5 protein-coding genes and 2 pseudogenes are annotated in these 12,999 nt (G+C 61.0%); 2 read left to right on the forward strand and 5 right to left on the reverse strand.

Annotated features, from left to right (window positions below):
* Positions 1-6 precede the first annotated feature (6 nt).
* Entirely contained in the window at positions 7-6,768 is a 6,762-nt protein-coding gene (locus tag LDP01_RS09030) for a carboxypeptidase regulatory-like domain-containing protein (RefSeq protein WP_224088580.1), read from the forward strand.
* A 48-nt stretch (positions 6,769-6,816) separates the two neighbouring features.
* Here the strand turns inward: LDP01_RS09030 and LDP01_RS09035 are convergent, their stop codons facing one another.
* A complete protein-coding gene (locus LDP01_RS09035) occupies positions 6,817-7,632 on the reverse strand; it encodes an alpha/beta fold hydrolase (protein WP_224088582.1) in 816 nt (271 codons plus the stop codon).
* A 285-nt stretch (positions 7,633-7,917) separates the two neighbouring features.
* Here LDP01_RS09035 and LDP01_RS09040 point away from each other — a divergent pair, with 285 nt between their 5' ends.
* Positions 7,918-8,778 (forward strand): PhzF family protein, encoded by an 861-nt coding sequence (locus tag LDP01_RS09040; RefSeq protein ID WP_224088584.1) that lies wholly within the window; start codon positions 7,918-7,920, stop codon positions 8,776-8,778.
* 32 nt (positions 8,779-8,810) lie between these two features.
* Here the strand turns inward: LDP01_RS09040 and LDP01_RS09045 are convergent, their stop codons facing one another.
* From LDP01_RS09045 to LDP01_RS09060, 4 genes and pseudogenes are all read right to left on the reverse strand, one after another.
* Positions 8,811-9,521: a cation efflux transmembrane domain-containing protein gene (locus LDP01_RS09045; protein WP_224088586.1), complete on the reverse strand. Its 711-nt coding sequence runs from the start codon at positions 9,519-9,521 to the stop codon at positions 8,811-8,813.
* On the reverse strand, positions 9,518-9,844 hold the full coding sequence (locus tag LDP01_RS09050) for an ArsR/SmtB family transcription factor (protein ID WP_224088588.1): 327 nt from the start codon (positions 9,842-9,844) through the stop codon (positions 9,518-9,520). Before LDP01_RS09050 ends, LDP01_RS09045 begins: the two co-directional genes overlap by 4 nt.
* 289 nt (positions 9,845-10,133) lie before the next feature.
* A pseudogene (locus LDP01_RS09055) lies at positions 10,134-11,583 on the reverse strand (SLC13 family permease).
* Between the two features lie 42 nt (positions 11,584-11,625).
* Positions 11,626-12,772 (reverse strand): annotated as a pseudogene (locus tag LDP01_RS09060) (PrpF domain-containing protein).
* Positions 12,773-12,999: the final 227 nt, after the last annotated feature.

The following is a 12,999-nucleotide window of genomic DNA, read 5'->3' on the forward strand; positions in this document are numbered from 1 at the left end:
GCCGGGATGTTTTTCTTAGGCGCCCTCCAAGCAACCGCTGCCGAAACTTCACTTGCCAGCATTAGCGGTAAGGTCACCGCTCCCACGGGAGTCATTCTCAGCGACGTGAGAGTGGAGGTGTATGAAACCAATTCGCCTGACTTCTACGTCGATTCTGTTTGGGTCGCTTCCGATGGCAGCTACAACGTGCCGGGACTTCAACCAGACAGCTACAAACTGAAATTCTCGGCCAACGGCACAGGCGCCCTGGACACGTGGTACAGCAACGCTTCGACGTTCGACACTGCTACCGCAGTCACGCTGAACAGTGGTCAGAACCTCCTTGGGGTAAACGCTACGCTCGTCAAAGGCGCCACCATCAGCGGCAAGATCACCGCACCAGCCGGCGTCGACATAAGTAACGCGAGGGTTGAGGCGTACCCAACCAGCGGGGCCGATTCGTACGCGAAGTCTGTGAACGTTAGTTCTGACGGTAACTACAAGATCATCGGCCTTCCTGCTGGCACCTACAAACTAAAGTTCACTGGGTACAACACTGGGGCCATGGATCAATGGCATAGCAACGCCGCGTCCTTCGAAACCGCTACCGCGGTGTCCCTCAGCACCGGACAAGACCTCACTGGCATCAATGCCACCCTGGTCAAGGGCGCCACAATCGCGGGGAAAGTCACAGCTCCTGCTGGCATAGACATCAGCGGCGCAAGCGTTGAACTTTACAAGTCAGACTCGGAGAACTCCTATGTGGGCTCCGCATACGTCAATTCGGACGGCACCTATAAGTTCATTGGGCTGCAAGCTGGCAACTACAAACTGAAGTTTGCCGGAAGCGACACAGGTGCGCTGGATCAATGGCACAGCAACGCCGAGTCCTTCGCTACCGCCACCGCGGTCACCCTAACCACCGGCCAGGATCTCACCGGCATCAATGCCACGCTGGTCAAGGGCGCCACCATCAGTGGCAAGATCACTGCACCCGCCGGTGTCACCCTGGAAAATACGAGCGTCTACGTCTACAAGACAACCGACCCGAACTCCTATGTCGCCTCCGCCTCTCCTGGCTCCGATGGCAGCTACAAAATCATCGGGCTTGCGGCAGGCACTTACAAAGTGAAGTTCGGGGGATACAACACAGGGGCCCTGGAGCAGTGGCACAGCAACACCGCGTCCTTCGACACTGCCACCGTCATCACAGCCACCACCGGCCAGGACGTCATCGGCATCAACGCAACCCTCATCAAGGGCGCCACTATCAGCGGCAAAATCACAGCACCCGCCGGCGTTGCCCTGAACAGTACCTATGTGGATCTTTACAAAGCAGACGACGCCGACTCGAACTTTAGTTCCGCTTGGGTTGATTCGGATGGCAACTACAAAATAATTGGTCTTACGGCGGGGACCTACAAGCTGAACTTCACTGGATATAACAACGGTGCCTTGGAGCAGTGGCACAGCAACGCGACATCCTTCGACTCCGCCACCGCAATTACTCTCACCACGGGCCAGGACCTCACAGGCATCAACGCAACCCTCATCAAGGGCGCCACTATCAGCGGCAAAATTACAGTGCCCACTGGGGTGACTCTGGGCTACAACACGTACGCGTACGCCTACAGCGCCAGCTTCTCCAGCTCCCCCGTTAAGTCGGTTTCTGTAAGTTCTGATGGCACCTACAAAATCATTGGGCTCCCTGCCGGAAGCTACAAGCTGAAGTTCAGTGGATACAACACTGGCGCCCTGGACCAGTGGCACAGCAACGCGGCATCCTTCGAGACGGCCACGGCAATTACTCTCACCACAGGCCAGGACCTCACGGGGGTCAACGCCACTCTGGTCAAGGGCGCCTCCATCAGCGGCAAGATCGCAGCACCAGCGGGAGTTGACCTGACCAACACGCGGGCGGAGTTGTACAAGACAAGCGATTCGTATTCTCCGGTAGCCTCTGCCTACGCCAACGCGGACGGCACCTACAAATTCAATGGCCTGGCGGCTGGCAGTTACAAACTGAAATTCTCAGGCTATGGCACAGGAACACTCGATCAGTGGCACCTAAGAGCCACCTCGTTCGACACCGCTACTGTCGTCGCTCTCGTCACGGGTCAGGACCTCACCGGCATCAATCCCACCCTCGTCAAGGGCGCCACCGTCAGCGGAAAGATCACTGCGCCCGCTGGCATAGACGTCCGGGACACCCGGGTGGTGATTTACAAATCCGACTCCTCCTACCCCGCCATGGGCTCCGCATACCCTGCTTCCGATGGCAGCTACAAGGTCACCGGGCTTCCGGCCGGTAGCTACAAACTGAAGTTCGACGGCGGTGGCACCGGAGCGCTCGAGCAGTGGCACAGCAACGCCACATCCTTTGAAACCGCGACGGTGGCTACTCTCGCCGCCGGCCAAGACCTCACAGGCATCAACGCCACTCTGGTTAAGGGTGCGACGATCAGCGGCAAGGTCACGCCACCTGCCGGAGTCAGCCTCGGAAATACGCGCGTCTTCATCTACAGTCCGGACAACAAGTACTCGTACATGGAATCCACCTACCTTGCCTCTGATGGGAGCTACAAGTTCACAGGACTTCCGGCCGGCAGCTACAAGGTGAACTTCGGTGGTAACGACGCTAGGACCTTGAGCCAGTGGTACAGCAACACCGCGTCCTTCGAAACGGCCAACCTAGTCACGGTAACCACCGGCCAGGACCTGGTCGGCATCAACGCCACACTCGTGAAGAGCGCGACGATCAGCGGAAAAGTTACCGCGCCCGCCGGCGTCGACCTTGCGAATGCCAGGGTCGATGCATATAAATCCGATGACCCCGGCTGGTCCGTAGCGTACGCAACCGTAGGTTCCGACGGAACCTTTAAGATCACTGGCCTCCCGGCTGGCAGCTACAAATTGAACTTCACTGGATACAACACTGGTGCCTTGGAGCAATGGCACAGTAATGCAGCATCTTTCGCGACCGCCACAGTGGTCACCCTGACCACGGGACAGGACCTCGTCGGCATCAACGCCACCTTGGTCAAGGGCGCCACCATCAGCGGTAAAGTCACCGCGCCCGTCGGCGTCAATCTAACCAACGCCCTGGCCGAGCTGTACAGGACAGACTCCAAGGACTACAGCGTGGGCTGGGCTGACATTGGTCCCGATGGCAGCTACAGATTTAGCGGGCTCACAGCGGGCAGTTACAAAGTGAAATTCACCGGAACCGAGACAGGGGCGCTGGATCAATGGCACAGCAACGCCGCTTCCTTTGAATCTGCCACCGCCCTCGCCCTCACCACAGGGCAGGACCTTACCGGCATCAATGCCACGCTGGTCAAGGGCGCGACGATCAGCGGAAAAATCACCGCACCAGTGGGGGTCAGCCTTTCCACGATTAGGGCCTACGCGTACAAGTCCGACAGCGAGTCCTACTCCGTCGCGAGTTCCTTCCTCAGTTCCAATGGGAGCTACAAGATCATCGGGCTTCCGGCTGGCAGCTACAAACTGAAATTCTCCGGCTCCAACTCCGGAGCGCTGGACTTATGGCACAGCAACGCGTCGTCCTTCGCCACCGCTACGCCCATCACCCTGACTACCAGTCAGGACTTGATCGGTCTCAATGCCACGCTTGTTAAGGGCGCGACGATCAGCGGCAAAATTACGGCACCGGCCGGAGTCAGCCTGGGCGGTGCCAGCGTCGCCGTCTACAAATCCGACAACGCCTATTCTTCTGTCGCGAGCACTTCCGTCGGTTCCGACGGCAGCTACAAGCTCATCGGGCTTCCCGCAGGCAGTTACAAAGTGAATTTCGGTGGATACAACACCGGGGCTTTGGACCAGTGGCACGCAAATGCTGCTTCCTTCGCCACGGGCACCGCAGTCACTCTGACCACGGGCCAAGACCTCAGCGGCATCAACGCCACCCTCGTCAAGGGTGCGACCATCAGCGGGAAAATCACCGCACCGGCCGGTGTCAGTCTGGAGCGTGCTTACGTATACGCCTACAAAGCGGACGACCCCAGCTGGTACGTGCAATACGCAACCATCGGATCAGATGGCAGCTACAAACTCATTGGCCTCCCGGCCGGTAGCTACAAACTGAACTTCGCTGGATACGACACCGGGGCCCTTGATCTCTGGTACAAGAACGGAACTACCTTCGCCACGGGCACGGCCGTGAGCGTCACCACAGGGCAGGACCTCACCGCTGTCAACGCCGCCTACATCAAGGGCGCCACCATTAGCGGCAAGGTCACCGTGCCAGCCGGCATAGCTGTTCAAAACACGAGTGTGGATCTTTACAAGAGTGATTCGGCCAATGCCGTTGTGGAATCCGCAAGGGTCGGTTCGGACGGCAGCTACAAGCTCATCGGGCTTCCTGCAGGCAGCTACAAACTGAAGTTCGCGAGCAACGGGACTGGTGCCCTGGACCAGTGGCACGCCAACGCTGCTTCCTTCGCCACGGCCACCGCCGTCACCCTCACCAATAGCCAAGACCTCGCCGGCGTCAACGCCACCCTGGTTAAGGGTGCGAGCATCAGCGGCAAGCTCTCGGCAGCTGCCGGAATCACTCCGGCCAACGCCTACGTCCACGTCTACTCGGCAACCAACGCCGGCTCGCCGGTGGAGTCGACCAGGGTCAGTGCGGATGGCAGCTATAAGATCATCGGTCTGCCCACAGGCTCCTACAAGGCAAAACTTGAGGGTTCCAGCAGCGGAGCAACCGACCAGTGGTATGGCGGAGCCTCGTTTGAAACGGCATCATCCTTGGCGCTGACCGCAGGGCTGGAGAAGGCATCTGTCAATTTCACGGCCCAACTCGGCGCTTCAATTGCCGGCAAGATCTCCGGGTCCAGGCAAGGCTATTCACCAGTCACGGTCCTTGACGGGACTGGCAAAGCTGTCAAGCAAGGCTATTCCGATCAGGCCGGCAACTTCAGCGTCGTTGGGCTTGCCGCCGGGTCCTACAGGGTGGCGTTCAACCGTTCCAGTGGTTACTCCACCGAGGAAGCCCAGTTCTACCAGAACAAACCCGAGTCGGCGGGCGTAGGACAGGCCTCCACGCTGGCAGTCCAAGCCGGACAACCAGTCCTGAACGTCAACGCGACCCTGACCGCCGGCAGCACACTCAGTGGAACTGTTCTCGACAAAGCTGGAAAGCCAGTGGCCCGTGTTCCCGTGTACGCCTATACAACCAACGGCTCGCTCGTCACACGTAGTTCCTGGACGGACTCCACTGGCAAATACTTAATTCCGGGACTGAGCACGGGCCAGTATGTGGTCAAGGTCAGCACCGGGAACCCGGAACTGGGCGACCTGTATTCAGGGAACGTGACAACCGAAGCTACGGCAAAGCCCGTGGCCATGGTCAGCGGCAACACGACAACGCTCAACCTCGCCTTCCCAGCCCAATCGCTAAGTCCGGCTCCGGTGCCGACCATCACGGGAACGGCCAAGGTCGGATCAACCCTCACCGCGGTACCGGGTGTGTGGGGACCAGCCCCGGTCACCCTGGCCTACCAGTGGAAAGCGAACGGTGTCTCGGTGGTTGGCGGCACGGCGGCCACGTACGTTCCGGTGACCGGTGATGTGGGCAAGACTCTGACGGTTACGGTGACGGGCAGCAAGGTCGGATACACGACGGCCAGTAAAACCTCCGCAGCAACGGCCGCAGTCCTTGCCCTCCCAGCGTTGGCACCGGCTCCGGTGCCAACCATCACGGGAACCGCGAAAGTCGGATCAACCCTCACCGCGGTACCGGGTGTGTGGGGACCAGCCCCGGTCACCCTGGCCTACCAGTGGAAAGCCAACGGTGTCTCGGTGGTTGGCGGCACGGCGGCAACGTACGTTCCGGTGACCGGTGATGTGGGCAAGACTCTGACGGTTACGGTGACCGGCAGCAAGGTCGGATACACGACAGCCAGTAAAACCTCCGCAGCAACGGCCGCAGTCCTTGCCCTCCCAGCGTTGGCACCGGCTCCGGTGCCAACCATCACGGGAACCGCGAAAGTCGGATCAACCCTCACCGCGGTACCCGGAATCTGGGGACCATCCCCCGTCACCCTGACCTACCAATGGAAAGCCAACGGTGTCTCGGTGGTTGGCGGCACGGCGGCAACGTACGTTCCGGTGACCGGTGATGTGGGCAAGACTCTGACGGTTACGGTGACCGGCAGCAAGATCGGATACACGACGGCGAGCAGGACCTCCGTAGCGACAGCCGCAGTCCTTGCCCTCCCGTCATTGGCGCCGGCTCCCGTGCCGACCATTACGGGAACGGCGAAAGTCGGATCGACACTCACCGCGGTACCGGGCGTGTGGGGACCAGCACCAGTCACCCTGGCCTACCAATGGAAAGCCAACGGTGTCTCGGTGGTTGGCGGCACGGCGGCCACATACGTGCCGGTGACCGGTGATGTGGGCAAAACTCTGACGGTTACGGTGACCGGCAGCAAGATCGGATACACGACGGCGAGCAGGACCTCCGTAGCGACAGCCGCAGTCCTTGCCCTCCCAGCGTTGGCACCGGCTCCGGTGCCGACCATTACGGGAACGGCCAAAGTCGGATCGACACTCACCGCGGTACCCGGTGTGTGGGGACCAGCCCCCGTCACCCTGGCCTACCAATGGAAAGCTAACGGCCTGGTGATCACCGGCGCCACCGCCGCTACGTACGTGCCGGTCACCGGTGATGTCGGCAAGACCATCACCGTCACCGTGACCGGCAGCAAGATCGGATACACCACGGCCAGTAAGACCTCCGCAGCAACTGCCGCGGTCATTTGAGAGACGCCCCGTCAGCCCCGGCATGTCCCAGCGAATGGGCAGCCGTCCCTACCCAGCAACACCAGACAGAAAAGTGTCCACATCCTCAGCAACCCGTTCCGGGCACTCCCACAACACCAAGTGACCTGTCTTCTCATAGATCTTCAGCTGAGCTCCCGAGATACGGCTGGCAAGGGTTGCTTGATGGTGCCGCGGGACAATGTGGTCATGCGCGCCCCACAGTATGAGCGTCGGGGCTGAGATGGTTCCGGCTTCCGACGGCGGGACAGCCTCGTAGTAGCCGCGCAAGGAAGCCTTCCAAACGGCAGCCGGCATGGCCAAACCGTCCTGCACCCTGTCCTCGATGTAGGCAGCGGGCACGGTGTGCAGCAGCCGGTACCACGACAAAGATTCCCGAACCCAGTCCTCCGAAATTGGATCAGTGAGCGCCTCTATCTCGCTCGCAAAAAGTGGTTTCCCATTGAGGCTCAACGGAGATCCCACCAGAATCAGAGATGCCACGAGCTCCGGATGCATCGCTGCGAGTTGTTGCGCCACGTATCCGCCGCTGGATGAACCCAAGACGTGAGCCCTCGCTATACCCTGGGCATCAAACACTGCGACTACATCCTCCACAACCGCTGTCAGCGAATACCCGTCTTCGGGCTTGTCGGCCCCACCATGGCCGCGCAGGTCCGGCGCCACCAGAGTAAAAGACGGCAGCGAGGCAATCAGCGGCTCAAAACTCCGCCAGGATTCACCCCACGCATGCAACAAGACCAAGGGCGCGGCGCCGTCGTCGTTCGTTTCACCAAGGTGACCCTGCACAAAACAGGGCACGTTGATGCCGGTGCGCAAAGCGACGGTCCTGACCTCGGACTCCATGCGGCCAGCGTACGCCCGCGCTGGCTACTGCACGACCGTCTTGGCTGAATCCACGGCGAAAAGAACGATGCTTCCTGCCCGGTTCGCTGATAGAAGGCTGAGTCGTGGTCGGCGGGCGGGCCAGTTTCCCCGAAGCCGTATCGATGAAGACCATTAAAACGGTCCTGGCATTCCACGGACGGATCGAGCGCTGGGCACGCGTCTCGCGAACGATCGCTACCGGATAGACCAGCCTCCCTAGTGTCGCTATGAGCATGCGCCCAGGTGCTGTGCGATGATGCCGAAATGGAACTGATGACCTCTGAAGTATTGCGGTATGCCGCCTTTACCAATGCTCCCGACGGGGGAAATCCAGCGGGAGTTGTCCTGGACGCAATGCGGCTGTCTGACGCCAGGATGCAGGCCATCGCAGCCGAGATCGGATACGCGGAAACGGTCTTCGTTACCGAGGCGAGGGTTAATGGGGACTCCCGCCGAAACCGTGTCAGGTACTTCTCCCCGATTGCGGAGGTGCCGTTCTGCGGCCATGCCACAATTGCTTTGGCCGTCGCGCTGTCCGGGCGCGATGGTACAGGGACCTTTGTCTTCGACACGGCCGTGGGACCTGTCGCGATTGAGACTGAAGGTGAGGGCGCCGCGGTGGCAGCATCGTTCACAAGCGTTGAGCCGAGGGTGGCCGATTTCCCTGACGGTGTCCTGGCCACCCTTCTCGGGCTGCTCGGTGTGGGTCAGGCCGACCTGCACCCGGCGTACCCTCCGATGGTTGCTTTTGCCGGAAACTGGCATCCAATCCTCGTCTTCGCGGATCGAAGGACCTTTGACTCGTTTGCTTTCGATCCGAATTCCATGCGTACGCTGATGGATGCCCAGAACTGGGCCGGCACTGTCACGACGCTCTGCGAGATTGGACCGGACGAGTACGACTCCCGAAACCTCTTCCCGGTTGGCACCATAGCTGAAGATCCGGCCACCGGCTCGGCAGCCGCTGCCTTCGGCGGATACCTACGCTTGCTTTCGCTCGCGGAGCCGCCAAGCCGTGTGGTGGTCCGCCAAGGCAGCCACGTCGGCCGCGCGAGCGTGCTGACTGTCGACATTCCTGTGTCAGGCGGGATAGTCGTGAGTGGTGAAGCCGTCGAGCTCTCTTGAGCGGTATGGGCTGATCTTGAAGTGATGTGGCCCTACGGCAATCTGGCTGAATCCGTTGTTGTTTGGCATTCCGGGCAGCATCCCGAGTCCTCCGAGGACTCATTGCTGACGGTCGCAGCGGGCACAGCGCAACAAACGTCGCCCCGCCACGCGTTGATTCCTTCGCGCACGGCGACGGCGGCAATCACCAGAGCCGCACCGGCATCGGCCCACCACCAACCCAGCGCGCTGTTCAGGACCAGGCCTATGAGCAGCACAGCAGAGAGATACGTGCACAACAACGTCTGCTTGGAGTCAGCTACTGCCGTCTTGGAACCGAGCTCACGTCCGGCTCGGCGCTGCGCCCAGGACAAAACGGGCATGATCGCCAGGCTGAGGGCCGCGATCACGATCCCTGGCATCGAGTGCTGTGCCTCTCCCCCACCGGTGAATGACCTGATGGCATCGAACGTGACGAAGGCGGCGAGGGCGAAGAAGGAAATCGCGATGATCCGCAGGGTTAAGTGCTCGCGCCGCTCGGGATCCTTGGCGGAGAACTGCCAGGACAATGCCACCGCGGAAGCCACTTCGATTACCGAGTCCAGCCCGAAACCAATCAAGGCCGACGAATCCGCCGCACCGCCAGCCCACAGTGCCGCTGCCGCCTCGACCACGTTGTAAGTGATGGTGGCGGCAGCGAAAAGTCTGATCCGACGCGTCAGGACGGCTCGGCGTTCCAATGCTTCCGGCAGGGCGATGCTCATGCCACGCATGTCCCGTCAGGAGCACAGCAGTTCGGATCCACCGCCAAGACCACACCGATCAGGTCCTTGATGGCGTGACCCAAGCGTGCGTCGGCCAGTTCATAGCGTGTCCTTCGCCCGTCGGGAACCCCGACAACCAGGCCGCACCCGCGCAGGCAGGTCAGGTGGTTGGACATGCTCTGGCGGGAAACGCCCAGGGAATCTGCAAGCTCCGAGGGGAATGCGGGTGCATCAGCCAGGGCCAGAAGCACGCGCGCCCTGGTGGCGTCCGAGATCGCGTAGCCGAACCGGGCCAGCACCGGAGCGTGGGTGAGGGTTTCCATATCGTTAAAGTACAGCCGTCGCTGTATTCATGCAATCGTGTACTGAACCTCAGCGCGAAACGCCAAAGCCGCACCCTTCCGCCCAACCCGGCGGCAGCAACGCCGTCGTACGCTTTGCCGACATGGCAGAGGCGGAGCCACCCTGTTAGGTGGCCCCGCCTCTGGTGCGTTGGGATTATCCAGTCCTGCGCCCGTCTTTCGGGTTACCTGTTGCGTTGGTATGCAGGGTGGGTCCCACCGCGTACCGACCTGGAATTGCCGGCGGTCATGTGAGAAAGGATCTTCCTGTTTAGAGGATGCCGGTCGGAACCAGGAGGGCCCAAGCCAAGGCGGGCGCCACCAGGACCACTCCACCGGCGTAGATCATCAGCTGCTTGTAGACGCGCTGACGGTCTGATTCCTGGGCGTTGGCCACGATCAGTGCGCCGTCGGTGGAGAAGGGCGAAACGTCCACCACAGTTGCTGCGATGGCAAGGGCTGCCACCGTTCCTGATGCACTCAATGTGCTGGACGCCAGCAGCGGCCCCGGCGAGCGGGATGAACGCAGTCAGCAGCGCTGTGGACGAGGCAAATGCTGAGCCGACGCCGATGACGTAGCAGAGAACCAAAGCGATCAGCAGCGGTGCGCCGAGAGCCAAAGCCATCTCTGCGAGGGTGTCGATAACGCCCACATGCTGCAGCAGGGAGACGTAGGTGATCATCCCGGCCACCAGGAGGACGGTGGACCAGGAAACGCCACCAATGAAGGTCCGGTGTTCCTTGATGTTGATCAGCGCCAGCAGCAGTCCGGCGGAAAGAGCAACAAAGCCAATCGGCATCCGGAAGCCCAACGTGCAGACGAGCATTACACCGATCAGCACGAGCGTCAGGATCTGCTGGCCGTGAGGCCGCGTGGTGCGGGGAGTTTCGAGATCCACGTTCGGGACCCCCGCGCCGTCCTTCAGCTTTCCGAAGACGGCGAACAAAGCCAGGGAGAGTGCCGAGAGAAGCAGGTTGATGGCGAAGCTTGCCGCGAAGAGTCCGCCCTGGGAAATAGGGAAGCCATTGTCGTGTGCGATGTTGTGGACAAGGACGCCGGCAACCGAGAGTGGCGAGAACCCACCGGCGTGTGCGCCATTGATGACGAAGGCGCCCATGAGGACGGGGTGGATGCGCGACTCGTAGGCAAACCCCATGGCGGCAGGGGCCAGAAGTGCGACGGCGGCGGGCGAGAAAGTGCCCAGGGAGGTCAGCGCGGCTGCAATGAGGAAGAAAACCCACGGCAGCAACATCGTCTTGCCCCTGACGAGGCGGACGCAGTTCTGCACGATGATGTCGATGGTTCCATTGCGGTTTGCCATGCTGAAGAAGTAGGTCACGCCGATGATCGTCAGGACGATGCTTGCCGGGAAGTCCGCCAGGATCTCCTTATCGGTCATTCCCAGCATGAAATACCCGACGCCGAACGAGGCAACCAGCCCCATCACACCGATGTTCAGGGGCCACTTGGTAGCGACAACGAACATGACCACGAGGATCACCAAGGGAATGATCTGCGTAGCGGTCAAGGTCGGCTCCGTTCCCGAGGTGGCCGCCGGGTTGAAAATGGCGCCCCCGAACATCAGAGCGGCCAGACCCAGGACAGCAATCACGGCTGCTGTTATCAGCAGGATACGGCGGCTGCGGTTGGGACGTTTGGAACCAGCGTCCTGGACATCATCCACTGATGTGGGGGCGGCTTGGTAATCGGTCTTAGTCATGATCTTTACTCCTCGTTGAGTGGGCTGTCTGGGCAGCCAATGTCAATGGGCGGCTGATACGAAGGAAGGCTCGACGGCGCTGCCGAGGAGTTCCGGAAGATGCAGGGTGGTGGTGGCGATGGTGCGTGCCGTACGGTCCACCCCGACCAACAGGGACCCGTCGCGCTCTTCGCTCCAGGTCTCGATCACGCCCGCAGGAGTCCGAAGCCGCAGGATGGAACGCGGTTCGCTGCCCGTGATGCTGTTGAGGACAGTTCCTGGGGTGCTTGCTGCAAGCGTCAGGGCGATGCTTCCGGTAATGGCCAGGGGCCGGGTGGGGCTTGCCCATGGAGAGCATCATGACGTTGACGTCGCCGGCATCCCCTGTGCCGGTTTCCCTTGCGCCGTTGTCCCCTGTGCCGGGGGCTCCGACGATTGCAAGCTTGGGGATAGCGCGGGCAGCGTCCTTAACTGTTGGGGCCAGGCCCATGCGGACGGCGGCCTGCCGCCGGATCTGGTCCAGGGTGTCCAGCTGCAGCTTCACGCCAGCCTGCCAACTTTCGAAGCGGGCGGTGTCAAGGCCCAGTTCCTCAGCCTTGACGATCACGACGGGAGCTCCGGCGTCGACCATTGAAACTGTCCAGCGCGTGCCGCCGGCACTTATCGTGTCCGTTGGTTCGCCCGTGGGCAGCAACTTTCCGGTCGTCTTGCCGGCGGGATCCTTGAAGCCCAGACCCACCCGGTAGCCGGGAAATACGACGCCGGGCATCTCCGCATCCGGGACGATCGGCAAAGCGCCCGCTGGGGTGGCAACGCGCTGGATGATGATCTGGCCGGTGTTGGTGTTGCGCGTGACGATCCGGGTGTTGTCGCCGCTGGGCGTAACCCAACCCTTCTCGATCGCGTAGAGCCCAACAACCGCGGAGCAGTTTCCGCAGTTACTCCCCCAGTCCACGGCCGCTTCCTCGATACCGACCTGGGCGAAGGTGAACTCGACGTCGACAGCCGGGTCGGCGGGACGGCGCAGAATCATTGCCTTGCTGGTGGTGGAGGTTGACCCTCCAACGCCGTCAATCTGGCGGTGGTCCGGGCTTCCGAAAAGCCGGGGCAGCAAAGAGTCCAGGTCCTTATTGGTTTCGTCCAGGTGTTCACCTTCGAAGACCCAGCACTTGCTGGTGCCTCCACGCATCCACTCCGCTTCAATCTTCATGGCAATCCGTCCATCTCCTCATGCCGCTCTGGGTTTCAGGGGCCTATTAGAAGAATGATCCGGATCACAAATGAAGACAATGTTGGATATTTGATGGGGCATGTAGAGATGCTTCATTCACTGGGACAGGAGCGTTGGAGGGCTGCCTATCCTCTGGGTTTTTGCTCTTTTGCTTGGCAACTGCTGGGGCAAATCACGCTGCATTGCATAGAATGAACCAAAATCAG

Origin of the sequence: Arthrobacter sp. StoSoilB13 (assembly GCF_019977255.1) — a bacterium.
Lineage (GTDB): Bacteria > Actinomycetota > Actinomycetes > Actinomycetales > Micrococcaceae > Arthrobacter.

Coding starts and splice junctions, on each gene's coding strand:
- LDP01_RS09030 (WP_224088580.1), top strand. CDS start 7: ATGTTTTTCTTAGGCGCCCTCCAAGCAACCGCTGCCGAAACTTCACTT.
- LDP01_RS09035 (WP_224088582.1), bottom strand. CDS start 7,632: ATGGAGTCCGAGGTCAGGACCGTCGCTTTGCGCACCGGCATCAACGTG.
- LDP01_RS09040 (WP_224088584.1), top strand. CDS start 7,918: ATGGAACTGATGACCTCTGAAGTATTGCGGTATGCCGCCTTTACCAAT.
- LDP01_RS09045 (WP_224088586.1), bottom strand. CDS start 9,521: ATGAGCATCGCCCTGCCGGAAGCATTGGAACGCCGAGCCGTCCTGACG.
- LDP01_RS09050 (WP_224088588.1), bottom strand. CDS start 9,844: ATGGAAACCCTCACCCACGCTCCGGTGCTGGCCCGGTTCGGCTACGCG.